General features: G+C 59.5%; 23 protein-coding genes. 18 read left to right on the top strand and 5 right to left on the bottom strand.

What is annotated here, in order from left to right:
- Positions 1 to 16 precede the first annotated feature (16 nt).
- Both AC22G1_RS00530 and AC22G1_RS00525 read left to right on the top strand, forming a co-directional pair.
- A complete protein-coding gene (locus tag AC22G1_RS00530; protein WP_487315072.1) occupies positions 17 to 940 on the top strand; it encodes a hypothetical protein in 924 nt (307 codons plus the stop codon).
- Positions 927 to 1628, top strand: coding sequence for a toxin-antitoxin system YwqK family antitoxin (locus AC22G1_RS00525; protein ID WP_487315071.1), 702 nt, complete (start codon positions 927 to 929; stop codon positions 1626 to 1628). The genes AC22G1_RS00530 and AC22G1_RS00525 overlap by 14 nt, the downstream gene beginning before the upstream one ends.
- 57 nt (positions 1629 to 1685) lie before the next feature.
- Here AC22G1_RS00525 and AC22G1_RS00520 read toward each other — a convergent pair whose 3' ends face one another.
- Positions 1686 to 2552 carry a MurR/RpiR family transcriptional regulator gene (locus AC22G1_RS00520; protein WP_487315070.1) on the bottom strand — a complete coding sequence of 289 codons (867 nt, stop codon included), beginning with the start codon at positions 2550 to 2552 and terminating at the stop codon, positions 1686 to 1688.
- A gap of 150 nt (positions 2553 to 2702) precedes the next feature.
- Here AC22G1_RS00520 and dcuC point away from each other — a divergent pair, with 150 nt between their 5' ends.
- From dcuC to recG, 13 genes are all read left to right on the top strand, one after another.
- Positions 2703 to 4061, top strand: coding sequence for a C4-dicarboxylate transporter DcuC (gene dcuC / locus AC22G1_RS00515; protein ID WP_487315069.1), 1359 nt, complete (start codon positions 2703 to 2705; stop codon positions 4059 to 4061).
- Between the two features lies 1 nt (position 4062).
- A complete protein-coding gene (locus tag AC22G1_RS00510) occupies positions 4063 to 5427 on the top strand; it encodes a class-II fumarase/aspartase family protein (protein ID WP_487315068.1) in 1365 nt (454 codons plus the stop codon).
- Between the two features lie 226 nt (positions 5428 to 5653).
- Complete coding sequence (locus AC22G1_RS00505; protein WP_487315067.1) at positions 5654 to 7120, top strand: peptide MFS transporter; 1467 nt, start codon at positions 5654 to 5656, stop codon at positions 7118 to 7120.
- 194 nt (positions 7121 to 7314) lie between these two features.
- Entirely contained in the window at positions 7315 to 8793 is a 1479-nt protein-coding gene (locus tag AC22G1_RS00500) for an efflux transporter outer membrane subunit (protein ID WP_487315066.1), read from the top strand.
- A complete protein-coding gene (locus AC22G1_RS00495; RefSeq protein ID WP_487315065.1) occupies positions 8790 to 9959 on the top strand; it encodes an HlyD family secretion protein in 1170 nt (389 codons plus the stop codon). Before AC22G1_RS00500 ends, AC22G1_RS00495 begins: the two co-directional genes overlap by 4 nt.
- Complete coding sequence (locus AC22G1_RS00490) at positions 9956 to 11506, top strand: DHA2 family efflux MFS transporter permease subunit (RefSeq protein WP_487315064.1); 1551 nt, start codon at positions 9956 to 9958, stop codon at positions 11504 to 11506. Before AC22G1_RS00495 ends, AC22G1_RS00490 begins: the two co-directional genes overlap by 4 nt.
- Positions 11507 to 11524: 18 nt before the next feature.
- On the top strand, positions 11525 to 12178 hold the full coding sequence (locus AC22G1_RS00485; protein WP_487315063.1) for an epoxyqueuosine reductase QueH: 654 nt from the start codon (positions 11525 to 11527) through the stop codon (positions 12176 to 12178).
- A 21-nt stretch (positions 12179 to 12199) separates the two neighbouring features.
- On the top strand, positions 12200 to 12907 hold the full coding sequence (locus AC22G1_RS00480) for a hypothetical protein (RefSeq protein WP_487315062.1): 708 nt from the start codon (positions 12200 to 12202) through the stop codon (positions 12905 to 12907).
- A 58-nt stretch (positions 12908 to 12965) separates the two neighbouring features.
- Positions 12966 to 13595, top strand: coding sequence for a guanylate kinase (gene gmk, locus AC22G1_RS00475; RefSeq protein WP_487315061.1), 630 nt, complete (start codon positions 12966 to 12968; stop codon positions 13593 to 13595).
- Positions 13596 to 13643: 48 nt separating this feature from the next.
- Complete coding sequence (gene rpoZ / locus AC22G1_RS00470; protein WP_487315060.1) at positions 13644 to 13922, top strand: DNA-directed RNA polymerase subunit omega; 279 nt, start codon at positions 13644 to 13646, stop codon at positions 13920 to 13922.
- 21 nt (positions 13923 to 13943) lie between these two features.
- The gene (gene spoT / locus AC22G1_RS00465; protein ID WP_487315059.1) at positions 13944 to 16070 is read left to right on the top strand and encodes a bifunctional GTP diphosphokinase/guanosine-3',5'-bis pyrophosphate 3'-pyrophosphohydrolase; all 2127 of its coding nucleotides are present in this window, start codon (positions 13944 to 13946) and stop codon (positions 16068 to 16070) included.
- The gene (gene trmH / locus AC22G1_RS00460; protein WP_487315058.1) at positions 16067 to 16765 is read left to right on the top strand and encodes a tRNA (guanosine(18)-2'-O)-methyltransferase TrmH; all 699 of its coding nucleotides are present in this window, start codon (positions 16067 to 16069) and stop codon (positions 16763 to 16765) included. The genes spoT and trmH overlap by 4 nt, the downstream gene beginning before the upstream one ends.
- A gap of 2 nt (positions 16766 to 16767) precedes the next feature.
- Positions 16768 to 18843 carry an ATP-dependent DNA helicase RecG gene (recG, locus tag AC22G1_RS00455; RefSeq protein WP_487315057.1) on the top strand — a complete coding sequence of 692 codons (2076 nt, stop codon included), beginning with the start codon at positions 16768 to 16770 and terminating at the stop codon, positions 18841 to 18843.
- A gap of 30 nt (positions 18844 to 18873) precedes the next feature.
- Here recG and AC22G1_RS00450 read toward each other — a convergent pair whose 3' ends face one another.
- Together AC22G1_RS00450 and AC22G1_RS00445 are read right to left on the bottom strand one after the other, a co-directional pair.
- On the bottom strand, positions 18874 to 21732 hold the full coding sequence (locus tag AC22G1_RS00450; protein ID WP_487315056.1) for an insulinase family protein: 2859 nt from the start codon (positions 21730 to 21732) through the stop codon (positions 18874 to 18876).
- A gap of 77 nt (positions 21733 to 21809) precedes the next feature.
- The gene (locus tag AC22G1_RS00445; RefSeq protein WP_487315055.1) at positions 21810 to 21947 is read right to left on the bottom strand and encodes a hypothetical protein; all 138 of its coding nucleotides are present in this window, start codon (positions 21945 to 21947) and stop codon (positions 21810 to 21812) included.
- 170 nt (positions 21948 to 22117) lie between these two features.
- Here AC22G1_RS00445 and AC22G1_RS00440 point away from each other — a divergent pair, with 170 nt between their 5' ends.
- The 3 genes from AC22G1_RS00440 (at position 22118) to AC22G1_RS00430 (ending at position 24109) form a co-directional block, all read left to right on the top strand.
- Positions 22118 to 23182: a peptidoglycan DD-metalloendopeptidase family protein gene (locus AC22G1_RS00440; protein WP_487315054.1), complete on the top strand. Its 1065-nt coding sequence runs from the start codon at positions 22118 to 22120 to the stop codon at positions 23180 to 23182.
- Positions 23089 to 23427 (top strand): bactofilin family protein, encoded by a 339-nt coding sequence (locus tag AC22G1_RS00435; protein ID WP_487316674.1) that lies wholly within the window; start codon positions 23089 to 23091, stop codon positions 23425 to 23427. The genes AC22G1_RS00440 and AC22G1_RS00435 overlap by 94 nt, the downstream gene beginning before the upstream one ends.
- Before the next feature lie 82 nt (positions 23428 to 23509).
- On the top strand, positions 23510 to 24109 hold the full coding sequence (locus AC22G1_RS00430; RefSeq protein ID WP_487315053.1) for a DUF2238 domain-containing protein: 600 nt from the start codon (positions 23510 to 23512) through the stop codon (positions 24107 to 24109).
- Positions 24110 to 24280: 171 nt separating this feature from the next.
- Here the strand turns inward: AC22G1_RS00430 and AC22G1_RS00425 are convergent, their stop codons facing one another.
- Positions 24281 to 24610 (bottom strand): hypothetical protein, encoded by a 330-nt coding sequence (locus AC22G1_RS00425; RefSeq protein WP_487315052.1) that lies wholly within the window; start codon positions 24608 to 24610, stop codon positions 24281 to 24283.
- A 2-nt stretch (positions 24611 to 24612) separates the two neighbouring features.
- Positions 24613 to 25839 (bottom strand): hypothetical protein, encoded by a 1227-nt coding sequence (locus tag AC22G1_RS00420; RefSeq protein ID WP_487315051.1) that lies wholly within the window; start codon positions 25837 to 25839, stop codon positions 24613 to 24615.
- Positions 25840 to 25984: the final 145 nt, after the last annotated feature.

The following is a 25984-nucleotide window of genomic DNA, read 5'->3' as shown; positions in this document are numbered from 1 at the left end:
ACCGAAGGGGTGACTCATGAGAATGCTATTTGCAATGCTGGTGTCGCTGCTGTCCTTTGCCGCCAGCGCCGCCCTGGAACAGGGCTATCACACCTACGACTACAACCTGCCGGCCGCCACCGGCAAAAACGGCCAGGTGATGAAGGTGTGGTACTACAAGCCGTCCCACTACACCGCCGACACTCCGGTGCTGTTTGTCTTTCACGGCCGCAAGCGCGACGCCGACAACTACTCAGCCCAGTGGAAGGCGCTGGCCGAAAAATACAACCTGATGCTGCTGGTGCCCGAGTACTCCACCCAGCTCTACCCCGGCGCCAACGGCTATAACCTCGGCAATGTCTATCACGCCGTCAGCCGCGCCGAGCTCAAAGGCCTGGTGGTGCCCAAGGAGATCAACCCCAAAGACCAGTGGAGCTTTACCCTGGCCGATAAGATCTTCGCCGATTTTAAAACCCGTGAAGACTCCCACGCCACTCGCTACTACGCCTACGGCCACGGCGGCGGCAGCCAATACCTGCTGCGCATGCTGATGTTCTACCCCGAGGCCAAAATCAAGATGGCCATCGTCGCCAACCCCGGCTGGTACACCCTGCCCAGCCGCGACGAAAGGTGGCCCTACGGCCTGCGCGGTGTGGACGTGATTGACACCGCCACCCTGAAGCGGTTCTTCGCCCTGCCCCTGACCCTGATGCTGGGCGACCACGACGACGACTTTAACCACTACCTGTTCCGCAACGAGCCCGAGGCTAACCGCACCGGCATCGACGGCCGATTTGAACGAGGCCATTACTACTTCAACTACGCCCGCGACGTGGCCAAAGCCCTTAATACCCCCCTGAACTGGCAGGAACACACCGTCAAAGGGGCCGAGCACGACAACTTCATCGTTCAGCTCGACGCTGTCCAAGCCATCATGGGAGACATCAATGAAAGCAAATAACCTGCTGGCCATTGCCGCCCTGCTGCTGGGTAGCGCACCGGTGCTCGCCAACGACTACCAACTGGGCGCCCCCACCTATGCCAACGGCAAGGAAACCACCTACTACCCCGGCGGCCAAGTCAAAGCCGTGGTCGCGGTTAGCGGCAACAAACACCACCGCGACGGCGAGGCCCTGGCCTACTACCCAGACGGCAAGCTGCTCTCCAAAGGGCAGTACCGCAAAAATAAGCCTTTTGGCCCCTATACCCAGTACTTTGAGAACGGCAAAGTTCGCCTCAGTGCGAGCTACGACAAAAAGGGCAAGATGGCTGGCCCGGTAGAGGAGTACTACGACAACGGCCAGCTGAAAATGGCCACCACCTACGACAACGGCCATGCCCGCAGCACCAAGGAAGTGCACTACTACCCCAGCGGGGAAGTGCTAAGCCGCCTTGAGCGCAACAGCCATGGCCGTAAAACCGGTATGCGGGTCGATTATTTTAAAAACGGTAAAGTCTCCCAGGAAATTCCCTATAAGAGTTCTTCTCGGGAGGGCACCCGTAAAATTTATAATGACCAAGGTCAACTTATTACCAAAGTCGAATACAAAAAAGATAAACCGCTTTATGCCGTTATTTATCAAGACGGTAAAGAAGTGAAAAAGATAACCGACGCCAAAGGCCTGCACCCTTATTTATTGAAAGACTAACCAACCGTTAACCTTCTGTAGTGGACTTGGCCCTGTTTTAACAAGCAGGGCCCTTTTTTATGGGAAGGTATTAAATTCACCAAAAAGGGATTCCAGGGCATCCATTCGCGACTTATCCATATGATCGAGCGCGATTTTTCGAAGCAGCGCTTCAATCAATACCAGGCCACTGCTGCGGCTTTGAAAAATACTGCCGGACTTGCTGGCCACAATCAGCTCGATGTCGCTATGGGGGCTGTAAGGGTTGGCCGAGGTGTTGCTGAGCACCACGATCTTGGCGCCCCTGGCCCGAAACCACTTGGTGACCTTGGCCGCATCGACATTGAACCGGTAGAAGGAAATCACGAACAGCACGCTGTGCTCATCTACATCCAGCAGGCTGTGAGGCAGCAGCGAGGTGTCCAGCGACAGCTGCTGCACGTCGCCCCGGATGTAGCGAATGAAGGTGGTGAAGTACACCGCCAGCGAGCCGCTAGACGCCGGGCCAATCACATAGAGTTTTTTAGATAAATCAGCAAGATAACTAGCAGCCTGGTCAAAGTCGCTGGCGCTTATCTGGTCCAGGGAGTCATAGAGGTTGCCCACCACATCTTTGACGTGGCAGGCAAACACCGCCTGGTCGTCAGACATCAGCCCCCGGTTGGCGGCCTCCCACGGCGAAGGGGAGCGGCCTTGCTCCAGGGAGCTGACCACCGCCGCCTTGAAGCGGGCATAGCCTAAAAAGCCTATTTTATTGAGAAAGCGCCCTATGGTGGCCTTGCTGACACCGCAGGTGTTGGCGATATCGGTAATGCCGTAAAACGGCAGTTCTTTGAAGATGCCCTCGATGTAATGGGCCACTTTCAGCTCGGCTTCCGGCAGGTGTTGCAGGCTGGCCAGCCGCTCCCGGTAATCGGCAAGGTGCAGGGTTTGCGGACCGGGCATAACGACCTCTTTTGATCCTGATAATGGTTACCCCGGGATGGGAATAGGGATTTCCCATTCTCCCAGGCAAAAACATGTGCACAATGGCAAAAGCAGAAAATAAAGCAGTACTGGCACTTATAACAAAATATCGCCATTTAAGGAACAAAGATGATTGCACTCCTCGCCATTCCTATCGTGATAGGCGCTGGTTATCTGGTAATAAAACGCTACCAAACCTCAGCCGTTTTATTTGCCGCCGGCTTATTAATGATGGCCATCGGTTGTTATTTTTCCAATGCCTCCTTCTTGCCCGGAAAATTAACCACATCGGGCAGCCATTTCATCGATTTCTTTTTAATCATCAAATATTTCAGCGCCACCACCCTGGGTAACCTGGGGCTTATCATCATGGCGGTGGGGGGCTTTTCCAAATACATGAACCACATCGGCGCCGCCGATGCCATGGTTGAGGTGGCCACCAAGCCGCTGTCGTGGATCAAAAACCCTTACCTGATCCTCGCCTTTACCTACCTGCTGGGCCAGGTGCTGAATATCTTTATCCCCAGCGCCGTGGGCCTGGCCATGTTGTTGCTGGTGGCCCTGTACCCGGTGCTTATCAAGGTAGGCTGCTCGCCGGCGGCGTCGGCGGCGGTGATCGCCACCACCGCTTGCCTGGATTTGGGCCCGGCCTCCGGCGCCTCCAACAAGGCGGCAGACGTGATTGGCATCGACGCCGCCACCTATTTTGTGCAGCACCAGATGCTGTACGCGCCGGTGGTGATGCTGGTGATAGCAGTGCTGCATTACCTGTCTCAGTCCTATTTTGACCGGCGCGAGCAGCGCAAGGGTTCGCTCAAGGCCGTTGAAAAACCCAAAGACAGCGCCCAGGCCCCTCGCTGGTTTGCCTTCTTGCCGGTGATGCCCCTGGCGCTGCTGCTGACCTTCAGCAAATACGGCATCGCCAGCATCCAGGTGGACGTGATCACCGCCATGTTCATCAGCCTGTTCGTGGCCATGGCCTGCCAGTACCTGTATTGCCGCGACGGCAAGACGGTGGCGGCGTCGCTGTCGGTGTACCTGCAAGGCATGGGCGCCATTTTCGCCTCGGTGGTGTCGCTTATCATCGCCGCCCAAACCTTTGTCGCCGGCCTCAAGGCCATGGGTTTTATCGATTTGTTGCTGTCCACCTCCGAGCACCTGGGCTTTGGCTACGTGGCCATCACCATCGTGCTTATCGCCATTATCGGCCTGACCGCGATTTTGTCGGGCTCGGGCAACGCCGCCTTTTTTAGCTTCTCAAGCCTGGCGCCCGGCGTGGCGGCCCAGGCCGGGGTCAGCACCGCCGTTATCGCCATGCCCATGCAACTGGCGGCGGGGCTGTTTCGGTCCTTCTCGCCGGTGTCAGGGGTGATCATCGCCTGCGCCGGGGTGGCCGAGGTGTCACCGATGGACTTGGTTAAACGCACGGCGCTACCGATGCTGGGCGGCATCGTCACCCTTATCATCCTAAGCAGTATGGGAGCCTGACATGGACCGCAGCGCACGCAGCACCTCCGTTTACGATTCAACACTTTACGGGCCGCTCTTTAGCAACCCAGCCATGGCGGCGCTGTGGTCGGACGATGAAATGGTAAAGAGCTGGCTGAGCGTGGAAACCGCCCTGGCTCAGGTGCAGGCAGAGCTGGGGGTGATCCCCACCGAGGCGGCCCAGGCCATTACCCAAGCGGCCTTGGTGGACAACCTGGATTGGTCGCGCCTGGCGCTGGACACCGCCGAAGTGGGCATGGCCATCAAGCCGGTGATAGACCAGATAGCGGCGGCCGGTGGCCCGCTGGCGCAAAAGTACCTGCATTGGGGCGCCACCACTCAGGATGTGCTGGACAGCGGCCAGGCGTTGCGCCTGCAACGGGCCCTGGCCCTTATCAAGACGCAGCTTAGCGAGCTTATCGCCTCGCTCTCGGCCATGGTCGAGACCCACCGCCACACGCTGATGGTGGCCCGCACCAACGCCCAGGACGCCGCCCCCAGCACCTGGGGTTTTCATGCCAGCTCGTACCTCACCGAGCTTTGCCGGCACTGGCAGCGCCTTGAGGAGCTGACCCCAAGAGCAACCATGGGCATGTATGGCGGCGCCATCGGCAACCTGGCGTCGGTAGGCAGCCAGGGCATGGCAATACGCAACCGGCTGCTGGCCAAGTTGGGGCTGCCTTGCCCCCAAGGCCAATGGAACGCCAGCCATGACGGCCTGGTGGAAGTGGTGCAGTTTTTCGCCCTGGTGCACGGCACCTTGCTGCGCATCGCCAACGACGTGGAGCTAATGAGCCGCGCCCCCATCGCCGAGGTGCAAGAAGGGGAAAGCGGCGGCGGCTCCAGCACCATGCCCCACAAGGCCAACCCTCGCGCCGCCAATATGATCCAGGCCCTGGCCCGGTTGGGCTGGATGTACGCCAGCAGCGCCCCGGCCATGCTCGACCAGCAGGATGTGCGCTCCTCCTCGGCCCGCATGTTGGACTGGTCGTTACTGCCCGAGGCCTGCCTGGCGGTGTCGGGGGGCTTGTTGCGGGCCAATAAGTTGCTGGCCAAGCTGCACATCAACAGCCAGCGGATGCGCGATAACTTCCAGGCCTCGCGCCACCTTATCCTCTCTGAGGCAGTGATGATGAAACTGGCCGAGAAGGTGGGCCGCGAGCAGGCCTACGGCTTGGTCAAAGACGCCATAGCTCGCCATCCCGAGCCGCACTGGCAGTTGCTGGCGCTGCTGCGCGACACCCCGGCGGTGATGGCCCATTTCAGCGACGACGAGCTGGCCAGGGCCTGCGACCCGGCCGGCCACCTAGGGGCCAGCGACGCCCTGATCGACGAAGCCCTGGCTCTGGCCGCTTCTATCAAGTGATGCACAAAAGCGGCCAGATGGCCGCTTTTCATTGGTGTTTTGGCTTTTTTAACAGCACGTTACATTGCATCAGTTTTTTCTTTAACAGCCGCTTTTTTCCGTGCGCCCGATCACCTTTTAGGCCTGATGACATTGTACTCAGCCCCCGCCATGACAAGTTGCCAAAGCTAAGCCCTGGGTTCTTCTTTGCTTCGATTAAGCCGAGGCATCACTTTTTGGCGACCTTATGAACACCAAAACCAAGCAGCTTCTCAACATTGCCAGCATGACCTTCTGGAGCATGTTTGCCAGCTACACCTTTGTCGGCATTTTGATTGTGTTTTTTACCATGCCGGTGGCCCAGGACGGCCTGGGGATGGACGACCACGACGCCTACCTGATGTACGGCGTGGTGCAAGCCATGGGCTATATCCTGCCGGTGGTTGGTGGCTATCTGGCCGACAAGGTGCTGGGGGTCAGGCGGGCCATGAATATCGGCGCCTGCCTGCTGGCTTTTGCCTACCTTATTTTGGTGGTGGCCACCGACGCCTTTAAAAGCAACATGCGCGAAGCCTTCTTGCTGGCCTATGCGCTGGTGCCCATCGGCAGCTCCCTTTATACCGGCACCGCTTCGGCGCTGATCGGCCGCATCTACGAAGGTGACGAGCAGGGTGCCAAGCGCGGTATGACCGTCTACTACGTGATGGTCAACATCGGCTCCATGCTCGGTATCGGCCTGGCCCCTTACCTGCTGCATTCGAGCCTGGGGCCCATGTCTATCTTCCTGGTGGCCTTTGCCGGCAAGTTTATTGCCTGGCTCAACTTCGCCCTGCGCGGCAAACTCTACCGTGACGTGCTGTTTGGCAAGGACTCTCAAGCCATTGGCCGCCGCGACATAGGGCTGCTGGTCGGCTATTTTGCTGCCGCTTACGCCGTTACCTGCTTCTTGTTCTCCCAGCCTGGGCTGTCGTTCTACCTCATTGGCACCTGCATTGCCGTGACCCTGGTGTTCTACGTCCGTAAAACCCTCACCTTGCAAGGGGTTAGCCGTTCCAAGCAGCTGATGTCTATTTATCTGTTGCTGGCGGTATTCGTGTTCTTCGTGCTCTACACCCAGATGAACACCAGCCTCATCCTCTTTACCAAGAACAACTCCAACCACGAACTGCTGGGCTTTACCCTGTATCCGGCCTCGTTCCAGCTGATAAACCCCATTGCCATCATCTTGATTGGCTCCTTTATCTCCAAGGTTTATAAGCGCTTTCCGGGCTTTAACATTCCCTACCAATTCTCGGCCGGGCTGCTGCTGGGGGCCTTTGGCATCTTCTTGCTCTACGCCTCCGGCTTTAGTGAGCACAACGGCCTGGTGAACGGCGATTACATCGGCCTTTCCTACCTGACCCTGACCATCTCTGAGCTACTGATCAGCGCCATCGGCCTGTCGATGATCTCCCTCTACTGCCACATGGAGATGATGGCCTTTGCCATGGGGGTGTTCTATCTGGTGGTGTCTCTGTCCAACCTGGTGTCGGGCAAACTGAGCGGCCTGGTGGCTCTGCCGGAGAAAAAGCTGGCCCCCGAGCTCACCCTGCCCATTTACACCCATTACTACCTGGAGCTGGCCATCGCCACCTTGGTGTGCGGCGCCCTTTTCATGCTGGTTTCCAAAACCCTGATGAAACGTTTCCAAGCCCGGGGTATCGCTTTGCCGTAAAGGGTTTTACCTTGGAAAACGCACTGTTCTATTGCATCTTCTTGGTACTTGGGTAGGCTCTACGAACAGCGTTTTTTTGCGTTAACAAATCTCAACCAGTCCCGGACAGCTGCCGGGACTGATTTTTGATGGTTATCCGGCCGGCAACCGGTTAACCCAAAGCCACTCTCTCCCGACGCCAAGGGTGGATGCGAATGCACAAGGAACCAGGCAAAGGCCTCATCACCCCACTGTGGTTGGGGCTTTGTTTACTGCTGGCGAGCTGTACGGCTCCCGAGCGCCCCAAACCCGAATTCTCCCTGCGCGACCAGGCACCCCTGGCCGGGCTGCCAGACAGCGCGCCCGGCTGGCCCGCCGCCAATTGGTGGCAGAATTTCCATGACCCGCAATTAGATAAGCTGATGGCGACCGCCATGGCTGGCGCTCCAACCCTGGATGTGGCCATGGCCCGCTACCGCCAGGCCAGCAGCGATATCGCCCGTAAAGAAGCCGACAAAAACATCGAAATCACAGGTTATGGCACGGCGGGCTACAGCCTGAGCGATATCGATGCCGACTCCGGCGACAGCCATATCAACAACACCACCCAAGGCGTGGCCGGTATTGTTGGCGCCAGGCTGAGCTGGGACTTAGACCTTTGGGGCAAGAAAGAAGCGGCCCTCAAGCAAGCCATTGACACCGCCCATGCCCAAAAGGCCAGCCAGGCCGCAGCCTTAAGCGCCCTGCAATACAACCTCTCGGCGCTGTATTTCCAGTGGCAGGCCATCGCTGCAAGGCTCAAGGTCAGCCAGGGGAGCTTGGCCACCGCCAACGAATACCTGCGGGTGGTTAAAGTACGCGTAGCTGCCGGGGTAGAAGAGGAAGACAGCCTCGATAAAGCCCGGGCTCAATTGGCGCAGGTTCGCCAGCAACAAGCCATGCTGGCTGGCCAACAGCGCATTATCCATGCCCAGATAGCCGCGCTGATGGGCATCAGTGATAAACAACTGGGCGCCCTTGAGGGCAAACCGCTGCCCACCCCAGCCGGGGCGCTGCCTGCCGATGCCGGCCTTGGCCTGATTGGCCGCCGCCCCGATATCGTCGCCGCCCGTTGGCAAGTAGAAGCCGCCAGCCAGGGCATAGAGCAGGCCCGCGCCGCCTATTACCCCAACATCAGCCTGAGCGGCCTGGCCGGCTTTTTGAAAAGCTTCCCAGACCTTGGGAGCGGTGACGACGCCCAGCTCACCCTGGGCACGGTAGGGCCGTCCATCAGCTTGCCCATTTTCGAGGCCGGCCGCCTGGACGCCGCCTTTGCTGCCAGCAATGCCCAGCTCAACAGCGCCATTGCCAATTACAACCAAACCGTGGTGCAGGCCGCCTCCCAGGTGGCTCAGCAGGTACTGACCCTGGGGCAACTGACCGATGCCGCTGGCGAATTGCAAAAACGCTGGCTGGCCAGCCGCTCCCAGTACCAACGGGCCAGCCTGCGGGTCAAGCAAGGGGTAGACGACCCCCGCCAGGCCCTCGGCGCCAGCCTGGAGCTGGACAGCCAAACCGACAGCCAGCTGCAACTGACCGCCCAGCGCCTGGACGCCCAGCTGCAGCTTATCCATGAACTGGGAGGTGGCTATCAGGAGCCCGCCCCCACAGCAACAGACAACGCCCAACCTGCGGCCCTTGAGGACTCACCATGACAGAACAGGACAACAACAAGCCGCCGCAGGAAACCTCACCCACCAAGCGCCGCGTGGTGCTGGCGATCATCGCCCTGGTGTTTATCGTGGCCGGTGGCGCCTGGTACGCCTACGACAAACTGGTGCTGGCCTACCAGGAAGAAACCGACGACGCCTACGTCACCGGCGATCAGGTAAGCATTTCTTCACGCAGCAACGGCACCGTGATTACGGTGATGGCCGACAGCACCGATTTGGTCAAAAAAGGCCAAGTGCTGGTTTCCTTGGACCCGGTAGACACCGAGTTGGCGCTGGCCCGCGCCGAAGGCCAGCTCAGCCAAGCGGTACGCCAGGCCCAGCAACAAATTGCCCAAGCCGCCGAGGCCGACGCTGCCGTGGCCCAAAGTGAAGCGGCCTATGTGCGCGCCGAAGAAGACTACCAGCGCCGCAAACCGCTGCTGGCTGAACGGGCCGCCGCCAAAGAAAACGTCGACGCCGCCCGTCGCCAGATGGAAGCCACCAAGGCCGCCTTTGAGCAGGCCAAGGCCAGCGCCCGCGCCGCCCATGTGGCGGTAGACGGCATGGCCGTACCCCGCTTCCCGGCGGTGCAGCAGGCCGAGGCCGCTTACGTGAGCGCCTGGATAGACAACAAGCGCCGCGAGATCCGCTCGCCCATTGACGGTTACGTGGCCAAGCGCCAGGTGCAAGCCGGCCAGCATATCCAGGCCGGGCAAAACCTGCTGACGGTGGTGCCGCTCCATAACGCCTGGATTGAAGCCAACTTCAAGGAAACCCAAATTGCCCATATCCGGGTAGGCCAGCCGGTCACCCTCAAAGTGGATGCCCACAGCGACATGACCTACCACGGCAAGGTAGTGGGCCTGACCGCCGGCACCGGCAGCGTGTTCTCGCTGCTGCCGGCCCAGAACGCCACCGGCAACTGGATCAAGGTGATCCAGCGGCTGCCGGTGCGTATCGCCATCGACCCACAAGAACTGGCCCAAAAACCGCTGCAACTGGGGCTCTCGACCCTGGTGACCATCGACACCCACGACCGTAACGGCAGCGCCCTGCCCCAGCAGCCAGCAGATAAAGACGTGATGAGCACCGACATCTACCAAGGCCAGCAAGCCGCTGCCCGCGCCGATGCCCAGGCCATCATCAACGCCAACCTGGTTGCCAGATGACAGGGTTTTTCAGCCGCGAACAGAGCGGCGAGCCGTTAAAAGGCGCGCCGCTTATCGCCCTGACCGCCGGGGTGGCCATGGCCACCTTCATGGAGGTGCTGGACATCTCCATCGTCAACGTGTCGGTGCACACCATCGCCGGCGATGTGGGGGTGAGCGCCTCGGAAGGCACCATGGCCATCAGCGCCTACTCCCTGGCCAGCGCCATCATGCAGCCCTTGACCGGCTGGATCTCCCAGCGCTTTGGCGAGGTGCGCACCTTTGCGGTGTCGGTGGCGCTGTTCGTGGTGTTCTCGTTCCTGTGCGGCTTGTCTACCAGCATGGACATGCTGATCTTCTTTCGGCTGCTGCAAGGCTTGGTATCCGGCCCCATGGTGCCACTGTCCCAGACCCTGCTGCTGAACAACTATCCTCCCCAGCGGCGCTCCATCGCCCTGGCGCTATGGGTGATGATGGTGGTGATAGCGCCGGTATTTGGCCCCATTTTGGGGGGCTGGATCACCGACAACTTCTCCTGGCCCTGGATCTTCTATATCAACATTCCGGTGGGCATTTTCTCACTGCTGGTGACCTTGAGCCTGCTGAGAAAGCGCGAGACCAAAACCGTGCACAAACCCATCGATGCCGTGGGCCTGGTGCTGCTGACGGTGGGCGTGGGCTCCTTGCAGTTCATGCTGGATAACGGCAACGACAAAGACTGGTTCTCCTCCAACCTCATCACCACCCTGGCGGTGGTCGCGGTGGTGGGCATTACCTTCCTGATCGCCTGGGAGCTAATGCACAAAAACCCGGTGATAGACCTTCGCCTGCTGGGCCGGCGCAACTTCCTGGTGGGGGTGGCGTGTCTGTCCCTTGGCATGTTCGCCTTCTTCGGCGGCACCGTGGTGCTGCCCAACTGGTTGCAGTCGGTGATGGGGTATACCGCCACCTGGGCCGGCTTTGCGGTAGCGCCGGTGGGGCTGGCAGCCATTTTTATGTCGCCCATCATCGGCGCCAACCAGGACAAGTTCGACCTGCGGGTGCTCAACACCTTGGGCTTTGCCGTCTTTGCGGCCGCCTCGTTCTGGATGGCCTCCTCGGCCACCAACATGGATTACTGGGATGTAGCCGAACCGCGGCTGCTGATGGGGGCCGGCATCGCCCTGTTCTTTGTGCCGGTGAACCAAATCATCCTCTCGGGGCTGCCCCCAGAGCAGCTGGCCTCGGCTTCGGGGTTGTCTAACTTCTTTCGGACCCTGGCCGCCTCGGTAGCCACGGCGGTCAGCACCACCTTGTACGACCATCGCACCATCTACCACCATGCGGTGCTCACCGAAAGTACCCAAAGCGGCGGCGCAGCCACCGAAGCCTTCTTGCAAGGGATGCAGCAGCAGGGGCTACCCCCGCAAAGCGCCGATGCTGCCCTTAACCAGGTGATCAACACCCAGGCCGCGACCCTGGCCCTCAATGATATATTCTGGCTGTTCGGCATCATCTTCCTGGCCATTACCGTGGTTATCTGGTTTGCTAAGCCTCCCTTTGCCGAGGGCGGCAAACCGGGCCACTGACCAACACAAGGACGTACCATGGCTGAGCCAAACCGCCCCCAACTGCACCTGCCGGACGGCGAGGACAAACTACTGCTGCATTCGTGCTGCGCCCCTTGCTCAGGGGAAGTGATGGAAGCCCTCCATGCCAGCGGCATCGACTACACCATCTTCTTCTACAACCCCAATATCCATCCCGAGCGCGAGTACCTGCTGCGAAAAGAAGAGAACATCCGCTTTGCCGAGCAGCACCAAGTCCCCTTTATCGATGCCGACTACGACACCGACAACTGGTTCGAGCGGGCCCGGGGCATGGAGTGGGAGCCCGAGCGCGGCGTGCGCTGCACCATGTGCTTTGACATGCGCTTCGAGCGCACCGCCCTCTATGCCCATGAGCACGGCTTTAAAGTGATCTCCAGTTCCCTTGGCATTTCCCGCTGGAAGAACATGGAGCAGATCAACGGCTGCGGCCAGCGGGCCGTGGCGCCCTACCCCGGCATGCATTACTGGGACTACAACTGGCGCAAAGGCGGCGGTGCCGCCCGCATGGTGGAGATCAGTAAACGCGAGCGCTTCTACCAGCAAGAATATTGCGGCTGCGTTTACTCCCTGCGCGACACCAACCAACACCGCAAGGCCCAGGGCCGGGGCATCATCAAACTCGGCGTCCAGTATTACGGCGACGACGAATAAAGCTGACACGGAACACACACCATGGATTGGTTACTGACCCAACTGGACTGGCGCCTGCTGTGCGCCGACATCGCCCTGGTGGCGGCCTACCCCTTCTACCGTACTCGCCTGCCCGGCAACGGCGTCACGGCGCTGCTGGGTGTGCTGGGCATAGTGCCGCTGCTGGCCCAGTACTTCTGGCTGCACTGGGCCTTCAGTGCCCTGGCCGCCTTTTTTATCCTGGCCATTGAAAGCCACCTGGAGCAGCGCGAAAAAAACCACGGCACCGGCTGCGCGCTGCTGGTGATATTGGTATTTGCCCTGGGCGCCTCCATAGGCTTGCACCTGCTGATAAGCCTCACCGGCCGGCTGGCCCACAGCCAGCTGCAAGGGGGCGTAGCCACAGGCTGGTCGGCCTTGGTGCTAAGCCTTTACGGGCTCTGCGCCCTGGTGGCCTGCGCTTACACCTTTGCGGCCTGGCAAAGCGCGGACAGCGAGCAGAGCCTGCGCCGTTATGACATGAACGTGCTGCTACCCATCGCCACCGCCATCTTGCCCCATTTTGTGCCGAACTTTGGCTTTGGACTGGCCCTCGGCGCCGCGTTATGCGCCCTGCCCTGGCTGGCGTCTTGGCCTCTTGAGCGCCGCTTTGGCCCGCCATTGGCCCAAAGCCGGCAAGATTTCAGCCGCCTTTTTGCCGTTACCTGGGGCATCAGCCTGCTGGTGTGGGGGCTGCGCCAGTTCAGCTGACTGCCCAAAGCGGCGCCAGCTTGCTAAAATGGCTGTTTTTCACCATCAGGTTCAGCCCATGCGACGCGGAAACCTCTTTATCGTCTCGGCCCCCAGCGGCGCCGGAAAATCAAGCCTTATCAAGGCTTTGCTTGAGCGCCATTCCCTGGACAACTCCATGGCCGTTTCCGTGTCCCACACCACCCGCGCCACACGCCCCGGCGAGCAGCACGGGGTGCACTACCACTTTGTGTCGGTGGACGATTTCAAGGCATTGATCAACCAAGACGCCTTTTTCGAGTGGGCCGAAGTGTTCGGCAACTTCTACGGCACCTCCCGCCTGGCGGTAGAGCAGCAACTGGAAAACGGCATTGACGTGTTCCTGGATATCGACTGGCAAGGCGCCCGCCAAGTGCGGGAAATGATGCCCCACGCCATCGGCATTTTTATCCTGCCCCCCAGCCGCGAAGAGCTGGAACGGCGCTTGGTGGGCCGCGGCCAGGACAGCAGCGAGACCATCGCCAAGCGCATGAACGAGGCGGTGTCCGAGATGTCGCATTTTGACGAATACGACTACCTGCTTATCAACGACGACTTCGAAACCACCCTCGACAGGTTCCGCTCGGTGGTGCTGGCAGCCCGCCAAAGCCTGGACAATCAACGCCAGGCCAACACCACACTGCTGGACGCCTTATTGGCGGTTAAGTAAACTAGCAGGCTACCTTTGAAGACTTGTTTTGCCTGATGGGAGTAATTCATGGCTCGTGTAACCGTTGAAGACGCCGTAGATAAAGTCGGTAACCGTTTTGACCTGGTGCTGCTGGCTGCCCGCCGCGCCCGTCAGATCTCCACTCAGGGCAAAGACACCCTGGTCGATCCTGAGAACGACAAAGCCACCGTTATCGCCCTGCGCGAAATCGAAGCTGGCCTGATTGACGGCGACAAACTGGACGCCGAAGACGCCCGTATGCAAAAGGAGCAGGAAGCCGCCGAGCTGGCTGCCGTTTCCGCTATCGCCAACGGCGGTCTGGAATAAGCCACTAACCAAGGGGCAGCGGTGTATCTGTTTGAGGGCTTGAAAGGGCGCCTGACCAGTTATCTGGACCCGGCGCAAGTGGAACTCATCAGGCAGGCCTATGTGCTGGCCCGGGACGCCCACGAAGGGCAGTCCCGCTCCTCTGGCGAGCCCTACATCACCCACCCCGTGGCGGTGACCGGCATCCTGGCGGACATGAGGCTCGATCACGAGACCTTGTGCGCCGCCCTGATGCACGACACCATCGAAGACACCCCCGTTACCAAGGAACAGATCGCCGAGCAATTTGGCGAGCCCGTTGCCGAGCTGGTGGAAGGGGTGTCCAAGCTCGATAAAATCAAGTTCAACTCCAAGGAAGAGGCCCAGGCCGAGAACTTTCGCAAGATGATCATGGCCATGACCCAGGACATCCGCGTCATTCTCATCAAACTGGCTGACCGCACCCACAATATGCGTACCCTCGGTGCCCTGCGCCCCGACAAGAAACGCCGTATTGCCCGGGAAACCCTGGAGATTTACGCGCCGCTGGCCAACCGTCTTGGTATCCACAACATCAAGAACGAGCTTGAGGAGCTGGGCTTTGAGGCCCTCTACCCCATGCGCCAACGGGTGCTGCGCGAATCGGTAAAACGCGCCACCGGCAACCGCAAGCAACTGGTTAACAACATCCTGGACGGCATCCGTGCCCGCCTGGACGAGCAGCATATCCAGTGCGAGGTAAAAGGCCGCGAGAAGCACCTCTACTCCCTGTACAACAAGATGCGCAACAAGGAACTGCAGTTCCACGAGGTGATGGACATCATCGCCTTTCGCATCATCGTCAAGGATCTCGACACCTGTTACCGGGTGCTGGGCGCCATGCATAACCTGTACAAACCCAAGCCCGGCCGCTTCAAGGATTACATCGCCATTCCCAAGGCCAACGGTTACCAGTCGCTGCACAGCACCTTGGTCGGCCCCCATGGGGTGCCCATCGAGATTCAGATCCGCACCGACGACATGGATCTGATGGCCGACCGCGGGGTGGCGGCCCACTGGCTGTACAAGAAAGACGGCGAGAACTCCGGCACCACCGCCCAGGTACGGGCGCGGCGCTGGATGCAAAGCCTGCTGGACTTACAACAAAGCGCGGGCAACTCCTTCGAGTTTATCGAGAACGTTAAAAGCGACCTGTTCCCCGACGAAATCTACGTCTTTACCCCGGACGGGCGCATCCTCGAGCTGCCCGCCGGCGCCACCCCGGTGGACTTTGCCTACGCGGTGCACACCGACGTGGGCCACGCCTGCGTTGGCGCCCGGGTAGACCGCCAGCCTTATCCGCTGTCCATGCCGCTGGAAAACGGCCAGACGGTGGAGGTGATCACCAGCCCCGGCGCGCGCCCCAATGCCGCTTGGCTGAACTTCGTGGTAACTAGCCGGGCGCGGGCCAAGATTCGCTCGCACCTCAAATTGCTCAAATCCGAAGAAGCCATCGTGCTGGGCAAACGGCTGCTCAATCATGCCCTGGGCGGCACCAAGCTCGACGACTTGCCCAAAGAAAAGGTCCAGGCGGTACTGGAAAGCACCCACAGCGACAGCATCGACGACCTGCTGGCCAATATCGGCCTGGGTAACGCCATGAGCATCGTGGTGGCGCGCCGCCTGCAAGATGGCGACGCAGAAGAAGACACCGCCAAGAAGGCCACCGCCAGCAGCGGCGGCCGCAAGCTGCCGATACGGGGCGCCGAAGGCATGTTGGTGACCTTTGCCCGCTGCTGCCGCCCCATTCCCGGCGACGCCATCGTTGGCCATATGAGCCCGGGCCGTGGCCTGGTGGTGCACCAGGAGTCCTGCGGCAACATCAGCGGCTGGCAGTCTGACCCGGTGCGCTTTATCCCGGTGCAGTGGGAAGACGGCATCGACGGCGAGTTCATCACCGAAGTGCGGGTGGATATCCTTAACCACCAGGGCGCCCTGGCGACCCTCACCTCCGCCATCTCCGCCGCCGGCGCCAGTATCCAGAACCTCAATACCGAGGAGCGGGACAGCCGCCTCTACTCCATCTACGTGCAGCTCACCACCCATAACCGGGTGCATCTGGCCAACGTGATGCGCCGCATTCGCAAAGTGCCCGAGGTGGTGCGTATCGCCCGGGCCAAGCGCGGATGAGCCCAGAGCGTTTCGCGAAGATAAAAGCGGTGCTGGCCATGCGCCAGCCCGATCTCACGGTCTGCATGGAAGAGGTGCACAAGGCCCACAACCTCAGTGCCGTGGTGCGGACCGCTGATGCCATTGGCATTCACGAGGTGCACGCCATCTTCCCGCAAAAGGGCGTGCGCATGCGCCCCCACACCGCTGGCGGCAGCCTCAACTGGGTCAAGGTGCACCGCCACCGCCATATCGAAGAAGCGGTAACAGCCCTGCGTAGCCAGGGCATGCAGATTGTGGCCACCAATCTCTCGGCAAAGGCCAAGGATTTTCGCGACATCGACTACACCCAGCCCACCGCGCTGCTGGTGGGCCAGGAGCTGCAAGGCATCAGCCCCGAGGCCTTAGCCCTAGCCGACCACCATGTGGTGATCCCGATGCTGGGCATGGTGCAGTCGCTGAATGTGTCGGTGGCCAGCGCCCTTATCCTTTACGAGGCCCAGCGCCAGCGGCAAAACGCCGGCATGTACGGCCACAGCCGCCTGCCCGAGGCCGAATGGCAACGGCTGCTGTTTGAGCGCGGCTACCCGCAGCTGGCCCAGCAGTGCAACCGCAAGGGGCTGCCCTTCCCGCTGATTGACGAGGCCGGCGAGGTGCAGGCTGACGAGGACTGGTGGCAGGCGATGCGCGCCGCCACCCCTGCCAAGGAGGCGTAAACATGGCCCCGGACCTTGGCCTGGTAACCCCCATCAGCGCCCTCAAGGGCGTCGGCCCCAAGGTTGTCGAGAAACTCGAACGGCTGGGGCTTCGCACCATTCCCGATCTCTGGTTCCACCTGCCGCTGCGCTATGAAGACCGCACCCGCATCTGCCCCATCAGCGATTTGCTGCCGGGCATGCATATCGCGGTCATGGCCGAGGTGGTCAAAGCCGAGATTGTCTATGGCCGGCGGCGGATGATGGTGGTAACGGTGGCCGATGCCTCCGGCGCCGCCACCTTGCGGTTTTTCAACTTCTCGGCGGCCCAGAAGAACAGCTTTACCCCCGGTAAATGGGTGCGGGCCTTTGGGGAAATTCGCACCGGCAAGGTGCGCTTTGAAATCATCCACCCCGAATACAAGCTGCTGGACGAAGGCAGCGAGCCCGAGCTGGAAGAAAGCCTGACGGCTGTCTACCCCACCACCGAGGGCCTTCGCCAGCAGACGCTGCGCAGCATTGTCGAGCAGGGCCTGGGGTATTTGTCAGACGCCATTCCCGAGCTGATCCCGCCGCTATTAAATCCCCATAAGTTGCCGCTGGTGGAGGCCCTTCGCATCGTGCACCGGCCGCCGCCGGACGTGTCGCTGGCGCTTTTGGAAGAAGGCCAGCACCCGGCCCAGCAGCGCCTGGCCCTGGAAGAATTGCTGGCCCAGCAGCTCTCCCTTTTAAAGCTGCGTGCCCACCACCAGCACCACCAAGCGGTGGCGATGTACCCCAAAGGCGATTTGGAGCAGCGCTTCCTGGCTGCCCTGCCCTACAGCCCCACTGGCGCCCAAAGCCGGGTGGTGGCTGACATTCACCGGGATCTGGCCGACCACAAACCGATGATGCGGCTGGTGCAAGGGGATGTAGGGGCCGGCAAGACCCTGGTGGCAGCGCTGGCGGCACTTAGGGCCATCAGCAACGGCTACCAGGTGGCGCTGATGGCGCCCACCGAGATCCTGGCCGAGCAGCACGCCATTAACTTCAGCCAGTGGCTCGAACCTTTAGGCATTGGCGTCAGCTGGTTGGCCGGCAAGCTCAAGGCCAAGGCCCGCGCCCAGGCATTAAGCGATCTGGCGAGCGGCGCCAGCCAACTGGCGGTGGGCACCCATGCCCTGTTCCAAAACGACGTGGACTTTGCCAACCTGGCGCTGGTGATCATCGACGAGCAGCACCGTTTTGGGGTGCACCAGCGGCTGACGCTCCGTGAAAAGGGCCGCCAGGGCGAGCATTACCCGCATCAGCTGATCATGACCGCCACCCCCATTCCCCGCACCTTGGCCATGGCCGCCTACGCCGACTTGGACAGCTCCATCATCGACGAGCTGCCGCCTGGCCGCACCCCGGTCACCACGGTGGCAGTGCCGGACGGCCGCCGCGAACAGGTGATAGCGCGGGTCCGTGACGCCTGCCTGGAAGGGCGCCAAGCCTACTGGGTCTGTACCCTGGTGGAAGAATCCGAAGTGCTGGAAGCCCAGGCCGCCGAAGCCACCGCCGAAGCCCTGAAAACGGCGCTGCCACAGCTTCGCGTCGGCCTGGTGCACGGCCGCATGAAAAGCGATGAAAAGCAGGCGGTGATGGCCGCCTTTAAAGCAGGCACGCTGAACTTACTGGTGGCCACCACCGTGATTGAAGTGGGGGTAGACGTACCCAACGCCTCTTTGATGATCATCGAAAACCCCGAGCGCCTGGGTCTCGCCCAACTGCACCAGCTGCGCGGCCGGGTTGGCCGGGGCAGCACGGCGTCCCACTGCGTGCTGCTCTACCACGCGCCGCTCTCCCCCACTGCCACCGCCCGGCTGGGGGTGCTGCGCGACTCTAACGACGGCTTTGTGATTGCCCAGCGAGACTTGGAGATTCGCGGCCCAGGTGAACTGCTTGGCACCCGCCAGACCGGGGTGGCGGAGCTGCGTATCGCCGACCTGGTAAGGGACGCTCATCTCCTGCCCAAGGTGCAACACGCCGCGCAGCAGCTGCTACGCAGCCACCCCGCCAACGCCGACGCCCTTATTCAGCGCTGGCTGGCCGGCCGAGAAGGCTACGCCAACGCCTGATATAAAAAAGCCCCTCGCGGGGCTTTTTTATTACTGGGCGAGGTATTGCCACTGCCGGTCAAGGCAGGCTTGGCTGTCGCAGGCTTTGGGCATCTCCCCTGTCACTGGCTGCTGGCCCTGGCTCCACAGCAGGTAGCGGCCGGCACCGTTATGGACGATGTCACGTTGGTAAAACGCCAGCATGTCGCCCAATTGCAGAGCCTTGACCGCTGCCACCAGTTGCTCGCGCCAATCAAAGGGCCGGTCGTTGTTCAAATAAGACCAGTAGCGATTGGTTTTATCGCCAAGCTGCTTGTCGGCCTCATTGATGCTGTTGATAAGCCCGGCTTTTTGCTCCTCGAATTGCTCGGGGCTCATGCCGGCCAGCTCGATGCCAAACTGGGTCAGAAAATCCTCCACATGGCCTTTGAGGCTGTAAGGGTCGGCCACCGGTGACTGGATGATAAATTGCAGCACCGGCGATAGCCCGACACTGCTGGCACCGGCCTGCACCACGTAGCCCAGCTGCTGTTCGGTGCGTAGCTTGGCAAAGAACGGCTGGCCAATCACCTGCCCCAAGAGCGCCCAACGGGCCTTGGCCGCCGCGTCGGTGTGGTGGCCTTGGTAAATCAGTACCAGCGCCGAGTCGTGATGGTCGATGGTCAGTTGCCGGGCCAGCTCGGCACCGGCCGGGATCTCGGCGTAGTGGGTTTGGGGCTTGTCGATGCGCTGGGCGTCACGCACCAGCATGTTCTCCATGGATTTACCCCAGCTGGCCGCTTCGCCCGGGCTGATGTTGCCGATGGCCAGGGCCTGCAAATACAGCTGGTCACGGTAGTGCTGCACAAAGCCCATGAATTGGCGGTAGTTAACGCGGCTCAGGGCATCAGCCCGTTCTGCCGGTGGGTAGGCTTCTTTGACCATGGAGGCGTTGAGGCTGGCAAACAGCTGGCGCACCGGCCAATCCTGGCTGAAGTTGCGCAGCTGGCGCACCATCTGGTCGCGATACTGGCGGAACTTGCTACGGCTGAGGTCACTCAGGGCCAGGGCCGTCCAGATTTTATCTTCTAAAAGCGGCTGCTTCTCGTCGTAGCCCGACAAGCTGTAAATCAGGCCGTTACTAATGGCCGACAGGTTGTAATAGAGCCCGGCCTGGCTGGCAGGATAAGCCTCAGACTCCAGGGCCTCGTTCACCAGATCGGCGTAAAGGCTATTCATCACGCTGTCTTGGATATTGTCGATGGGCCGCATCAGCGCCACCCGTTTTTCGGCCTTGGGCACCCGAAATTGCGGGTCTTGCAGGGCCCAGACACTGATCCCCGGCTCTTTGACGATTTCCACCGGCAAGGTGGCGCCGCCCTTGATGGTTTTGACCTTGGGATCGTCCGGCAAATAGGGGTTGGCCGGTGGCAGCGCCAGCTCGGCCTCGGCCTTGGCCCAACTGTCTTTGAGCTCGGGGCTCAGGGCCTTGATGGCATAAGGCGCCTGGTAATGGGGCTCTACTTTGTCGGTTTTCACCCCGGGCAAAATCACCACCTGGCGCAGGTTGCTTGGGGTCAACCGTGACAGATAATCGTGGATAAGGGCCGGGTTGTAGGTTTGGTAGACAAAACCAGCGTCCATCAAGTGGGCTGGCGCCACCTCCTGCATATTACCGGCCAGGTAATTGGCCAGGGCTTGGCTGTTGGCCTTGTCCTGGAAGCGAAAATCGAGGTTGCCGGCCTTTTTCAGCTCGTTGAAGAAGTCGTCACTCACCCCTTCACGCTGCAGTTTATGCAGATAGGCAAAGGTGGCAGCAGTGATGTCGTCCACATGCTTGGCCCCTTGCTCGGTGAGGTTGAAGTTGATGCTGAACAGTTGGTAGTCGTCGGGGCCGTCCTGGTAAGCCGACATGCTGTCTACCCAGCCGCTTTCCTTAAGGGTGGTGTAGAGGCTGCCCGGCGCGGCATTGGAGAGCATGGAGGCGATGTAATCCAGCGGCTTTTCCAGGTAATAAGGCTGGCTGGAGGGCACCGGGAAACGCAGCATCAGGCTGCGAAAATCCTTGAGCGGCGCGATGTCGATGCGCACGCCGAGCTGGCTCGGCATAAAGGGCGCTTCGGTGATGCGCACCGGGTTGGCCGGCCCGGCAGGAATGGCGGTAAAGGTTTGGCGCGCCAGTTTTTCCAGGTCATCGAGGCTGTCTTTGCCCACCAGCGCCAGCGTCATGTTGCCAGCGTGGTAGTAACGGTCATGAAAGGCCTTGAGATCGCTCCACACTTTATCGCCCTGGCGGTCGGCCAGGGTATCTAGATCCCCCACCGCAAAACGGGCAGCAGGGTTAGCGGGGTTGCCGGTGGCATTGAGCACCGCATTGATGCGCCGGCCGTCGTCTTTTTTCTTGAGCTGATACTCGGAGTAAACGGCGTGCTTTTCGCGGTCAACGTATTGCGGGTCCAGAGTGGGGGCGATAAAGAACTGGGCGAAGCGGTCCAGCGCCGGGGCAAACTTGTCCGGCGCCACGTCGAAGAAGAAATCGGTCTTGGTTTGGGCGGTATAGGCGTTGGTGCTGCCGCCGTTGGCCTCGATGAAATGCATGTACTCGTCCACCTTGGGGTATTTGTCAGTGGAGATAAACAGCATGTGCTCAAGAAAGTGCGCCAGGCCCTCGCGGCCCTTGGGGTCGGCCGTGCTACCCACGCCCACCATCAGCGACGCCGCCGCTTTGTCGGCTTTTGGGTCCGACGCCAGCACCACCCGCAGGCCGTTATCTAGGGTGAGATAACGGTAGCTAAAGGTATCGGCCGGGCTGGTGATAACGGCATTGGGGTCAACCAGGGGCGTCGCGGTATGTTGGCAACCAGTCAGTGAGGCCGCCATCAACACCACCAGGGCGGTGGCTCTTAGCACCATGAGCAAAATCCTTCGCATCAATAAAATCCCTATGACCATGCCATAGCCGCAAAGGTCAATCCAGATGCGCCAAGCCAAGTTGTAACAACAACCGGTTAGTTGTCACCACCAAAATCGCCACCAGCCACTTGGGCCAGCAACTGTTGGCTAAACATGGCGCCGTTATGGGTCGTTACTATGAATAAGGCCTTGAGTGAGCCGGGGCACAGCGTCAGAAAAAGTATCCAGGCCACATATCCGGACATTCCTTGCGTCTCAAGGCTTTAACAAAAAATAAGCATGACGTATCGTTGCCGGGCAGTTATTGCCATGGCCAGTGACGGCCATAGAGGGAATAGTGCCATAGCCCAAGGAAGGGTCAGCCGACAGAACAGAAAATGACATTGGCGAAGACCTTGTTTGCATGAAAGACATTCTGCACATCACCGTTAGCAGTAACAGTGGCACCCGCCACCTTGCTCTGACCGTTAAGCGGCGCAACGCCCTACTGGGAACCCTGGTGGGCTTTGTGGTCTTTTTGCTGTTGATGTTCGGCTATATCCGCTTCCTGCAATGGCAGGCTGACGACTCCGACTCCAGGCTGGCCCGCAACCGCGAGGCGCTGGTTACCCTGAAGCAGGATCTGCAGTCCGCCAAGGCAGCTTTCCAGGAGGTTGAAGAACAGCGGCAACTGTTGGAAAGCAGCATTGCCCGTAAAACCGAAGAACTCACCGCAGCGTCCGACCGGCTCGACAGCCTGGAAGACAAGCTCGGTGGTGGCATTAGCGCATCGGCTGATAGCGAAAACCTGGCCCAGCGCCTGGATTTGGCAGCCATCGCCATGGGCAGCCGGGAGGTCACCTTAAACCTGATCCCCAACGGCCAGCCCCTGGACTACGCCTATATCAGCTCCGGCTTTGGCAAACGCATGCACCCCATTAAGGGCCGCTTGATTGAGCACGCCGGCGACGACTTGGCAGCCAATACCGGCACCGCGGTGCACGCAACCGCCGACGGAGTGGTGGAAATTGTCAGCCACCGCAAGTCCGGCTACGGCAACATGGTACTGCTGAGCCACGCCTTCGGTTTTAAAACCCGTTACGCGCACCTCAAAACCATCAAGGTCGCGCGGGGGGCTTATGTTCACAAGGGCGATATCATCGCCTACTCGGGCAACAGCGGTTCCAGTACCGGCCCGCATCTTCACTACGAAGTGACGTATGCAGGTATCCCACTGAACCCAAAACCCTTTTTGAACTGGCAGCTGGACAACTACGAACAGCTTTTTGACTCGGAGAACCAAGTGCCATGGCAATCTTTACTGGCGACAATCGAAAATCTCAGGACCCTATGGCAACCACCGTTATCGCAGCAGGCACCTACCTCAGTGGCGAAATCGAGCTCAGCTGCAACCTTCACCTCGATGGAGAAATTCACGGCACCATCAGAGCAGACCACGCCGTTCGTGTTGGCCGAGACGGCCAGATAAAAGGCGAGCTCAAGGCCGACGGCCTGGTGGTAGCGGGCAAGGTGGACGGCACCATCAATGCCAAGGTGGTTGAGATAGTGGAAGGCGGCCTGGTGGAAGGCACCGTTTACTGTGACGAGCTCATTATCGCCAAGGGGGGCCGCTTCTTCGGCGAATCCAAGCCGCTGAAGAACAACATCACCCCCCTGAAATCGGAAAGCAAAGCCGGTTCAGACGACGCCGACAATCTCAGCGCCCAAGGCTGACCCCTAAAAAGCTGAACAATCTTAGCAAGATAGGGACAACACGCTCGCCAGAGGCGTAAAGTAGAGGCTCATAGGAGGTGCCATGAGCCGCTACTTTGCCGAAGGATTGGCGTTGCTGTACGCCGCGTTGTTTATCGCCCTGGGCTGGCAGGTTGCCGACCGTACCGTCTGGTACGCCGAAGTGACGCCACTGCTGCTGGTTTACGCCGCCTTGCTGCTCACCGCCCGGCGCTTTCGCTTTGGTAACCTCTCCTACCTGTTTATCTTCGTGCCGCTGCTCTGGCACGCCATTGGCGCCCACTACACCTTCTCCAAAGTGCCATTTGGCTGGCTGATGGATTTACTTCATCTCGAACGTAACCCCTATGATCGCATCGGCCACTTTATGGTGGGCTTTTTCGCGGTCCCTATTATGGAATGGCTGCTGCGCCGCAGGCTCGCCACCAAGGCCATTGCCGCCTGCTTTGCCGTTTTCGCGGTTGGCACCGTTGCCGCGGTTTACGAGATCATCGAGTGGGCCTACGCCGCCCTTGAAGGAGGCGATGCCGGTGTCAGCTTCCTTGGCGCTCAAGGGGATGAATGGGATGCCCAAAAAGATATGCTGGCCGACCTGCTTGGCGCGCTACTGGGGGCAACCATAGGTTGGTTTGCGATAAATGAAGCGCCTAAGGTGGTGAGGTAGGGGAAACTTAATGACATGTAACGGTGAACGGCATGGCTTTTATAGCTTAACCAACTTTTTACCCGTGAAAGTGAATGTCGATGATGTCCCTTCAGATTAAACACTTAAAAACAGAATTAGACATAAAACTACCAAAAAAAATTTAAAATGTTATTACTAGCCTTAATAAGGCTATCCAATTAACTTCCCACATTCACTTTCAGGAATGCCGATACTCATAACCCCTTCACTTCTCTTATTTAAAATCGAGACAATAGGCTGATAATCAGGACCACCATATTTTACAACGACATGGTCACTACCATTTGAGAACTCTTGGCGCCCATCCATATGGTTGACTATTTTATCTATTGCGACCTTTAACATTTCAAAAGTTGATTTCTCAACAATCAGCTCTTCTTCAACACCATCGACAAAAAATTCACTTTTGTAGTGGCACTTAAGCTGCACTTCATCTTCGGAAGATAAAACTTCAAGCATATAATCCTTCTTCCCAATCATGGTTATAAATCTCCTAGACTAACCAAACGATGGTCGACAGTGTTCAATTTCCAGCCTGTCTTTCCTTTCGACAACATCAACTCTCGACCACCTAACTCACCTGACTCATTCATAGTTGCACCAAATCCTGTATAGAGTTTATTTGCAGAAAAGTCTTCACTCAACCCTTCCCTGAATCGCATATATTTCATCAGTTCCTCATCTGTTAACCCTCTTGGTTTTGCACCTACCGGAGTCGATTCAGCGTTGTCAAAAAAGCCACTGACCGCATCTCTATCCAAATTATATGCGCTCATCTTGTCCATGAAATCATCGTTGGCTAAAGCTTTGTCTTTGAGTTGCTCCCATTCAAGATGATTGATATCACCAAAAGCGCTATCGGAATGCGTATCAACGATACAAGCCACTATCTCTTCGCCTTTACATTTTTCTATCCATTCGTCTGTCCATCCCACCTTTCTCATGGCTTCTTCTGCGCTTAAACCTCGCAGATCGGCGGGCTCTGCGGCAAAGGCAAATTCCTTACTGGGGTTGGCAAAGGTACCGTGAGCAAAATTATTCTTCGGCCCCACCCTGACCAAGTAGCGGGGGATATGGCCCGATTCGATGGCAAGCAACATCTCTCGAGTGGTTCTGGCGGTGCCGTTGGTCATCAGTTGCTCCTGTTGCTCGAGGCTGTAGCTGTCTTCCCGCTGATTATTGGCTTCGGTTGCATCAAGTTCGCCCTTCGTTGCCGGGGCGCCCATAAATTCCTGCCGCGCCACCTTGCCACCGGTGATACCAGGGTCTGCGGCGATGGCGCTTTGCGCCTTTTTCACCGAAGGGGCTGGTGCTTTGACCTGGCTGCTGCCAGCGCTTTGCAAACGGGGGGCGTCGCTACTGGCTTTGGGTGGCGCCGGGGACTGGCTTGGTACACCGCCAGAATCTTGCAGCCAGTGGTCGCTCTCCAACAGGTAGACCTTGATCTCCCCTGCCTCAAGGGCGTCAACCAGCCGTTTTTTGGCGAAATAGGGGCTAACACCAAAGGCACCTAAGCCGTCGACAAGCCGTAGCAGGCTCGCCAGCACGGCGTGGTCCTGGCCTGCCAGCCGGTTTAAGAGGCGCTCGGGGGGATCGATGAAGGTAAAACTCTGGCCAAACAGCAGCCGGTGAGAAACGCTACCGGCCCTGACCAAGGCGTACCTGTCGCCAAAGATATCCACCAATTCCACTGTGTCTTGTTGAGCCATCCTTGCTCATATCCCTGCCTGGGGCACAGAGATTAAATGTTGGTCACTTTTCGCCCTTTGGCAACATCCATGGGCCAAATGCCCTGCCGCTTCTCGGCGCACGGTTGGTTAGGTTTGGGAGAGGCGGCTTTGCGGTATGGCCTGG

It is taken from the genome of Gallaecimonas zhanjiangensis (assembly GCF_057624825.1).
Note: the sequence above shows the minus strand (reverse complement) of the source record. Positions and strands in the feature narration are given on the sequence as shown.

What these genes read in the sequence shown, in the direction of transcription:
- dcuC (WP_487315069.1), top strand. Translation starts at nt 2,703, where the DNA reads ATGATTGCACTCCTCGCCATTCCTATCGTGATAGGCGCTGGTTATCTG.
- AC22G1_RS00420 (WP_487315051.1), bottom strand. Translation starts at nt 25,839, where the DNA reads ATGGCTCAACAAGACACAGTGGAATTGGTGGATATCTTTGGCGACAGG.
- AC22G1_RS00425 (WP_487315052.1), bottom strand. Translation starts at nt 24,610, where the DNA reads ATGATTGGGAAGAAGGATTATATGCTTGAAGTTTTATCTTCCGAAGAT.
- AC22G1_RS00490 (WP_487315064.1), top strand. Translation starts at nt 9,956, where the DNA reads ATGACAGGGTTTTTCAGCCGCGAACAGAGCGGCGAGCCGTTAAAAGGC.
- AC22G1_RS00480 (WP_487315062.1), top strand. Translation starts at nt 12,200, where the DNA reads ATGGATTGGTTACTGACCCAACTGGACTGGCGCCTGCTGTGCGCCGAC.
- AC22G1_RS00505 (WP_487315067.1), top strand. Translation starts at nt 5,654, where the DNA reads ATGAACACCAAAACCAAGCAGCTTCTCAACATTGCCAGCATGACCTTC.
- AC22G1_RS00520 (WP_487315070.1), bottom strand. Translation starts at nt 2,552, where the DNA reads ATGCCCGGTCCGCAAACCCTGCACCTTGCCGATTACCGGGAGCGGCTG.
- AC22G1_RS00510 (WP_487315068.1), top strand. Translation starts at nt 4,063, where the DNA reads ATGGACCGCAGCGCACGCAGCACCTCCGTTTACGATTCAACACTTTAC.
- AC22G1_RS00430 (WP_487315053.1), top strand. Translation starts at nt 23,510, where the DNA reads ATGAGCCGCTACTTTGCCGAAGGATTGGCGTTGCTGTACGCCGCGTTG.
- trmH (WP_487315058.1), top strand. Translation starts at nt 16,067, where the DNA reads ATGAGCCCAGAGCGTTTCGCGAAGATAAAAGCGGTGCTGGCCATGCGC.
- AC22G1_RS00525 (WP_487315071.1), top strand. Translation starts at nt 927, where the DNA reads ATGAAAGCAAATAACCTGCTGGCCATTGCCGCCCTGCTGCTGGGTAGC.
- AC22G1_RS00530 (WP_487315072.1), top strand. Translation starts at nt 17, where the DNA reads ATGAGAATGCTATTTGCAATGCTGGTGTCGCTGCTGTCCTTTGCCGCC.
- AC22G1_RS00450 (WP_487315056.1), bottom strand. Translation starts at nt 21,732, where the DNA reads ATGCGAAGGATTTTGCTCATGGTGCTAAGAGCCACCGCCCTGGTGGTG.
- AC22G1_RS00440 (WP_487315054.1), top strand. Translation starts at nt 22,118, where the DNA reads ATGAAAGACATTCTGCACATCACCGTTAGCAGTAACAGTGGCACCCGC.
- AC22G1_RS00500 (WP_487315066.1), top strand. Translation starts at nt 7,315, where the DNA reads ATGCACAAGGAACCAGGCAAAGGCCTCATCACCCCACTGTGGTTGGGG.
- recG (WP_487315057.1), top strand. Translation starts at nt 16,768, where the DNA reads ATGGCCCCGGACCTTGGCCTGGTAACCCCCATCAGCGCCCTCAAGGGC.
- AC22G1_RS00495 (WP_487315065.1), top strand. Translation starts at nt 8,790, where the DNA reads ATGACAGAACAGGACAACAACAAGCCGCCGCAGGAAACCTCACCCACC.
- AC22G1_RS00485 (WP_487315063.1), top strand. Translation starts at nt 11,525, where the DNA reads ATGGCTGAGCCAAACCGCCCCCAACTGCACCTGCCGGACGGCGAGGAC.
- rpoZ (WP_487315060.1), top strand. Translation starts at nt 13,644, where the DNA reads ATGGCTCGTGTAACCGTTGAAGACGCCGTAGATAAAGTCGGTAACCGT.
- gmk (WP_487315061.1), top strand. Translation starts at nt 12,966, where the DNA reads ATGCGACGCGGAAACCTCTTTATCGTCTCGGCCCCCAGCGGCGCCGGA.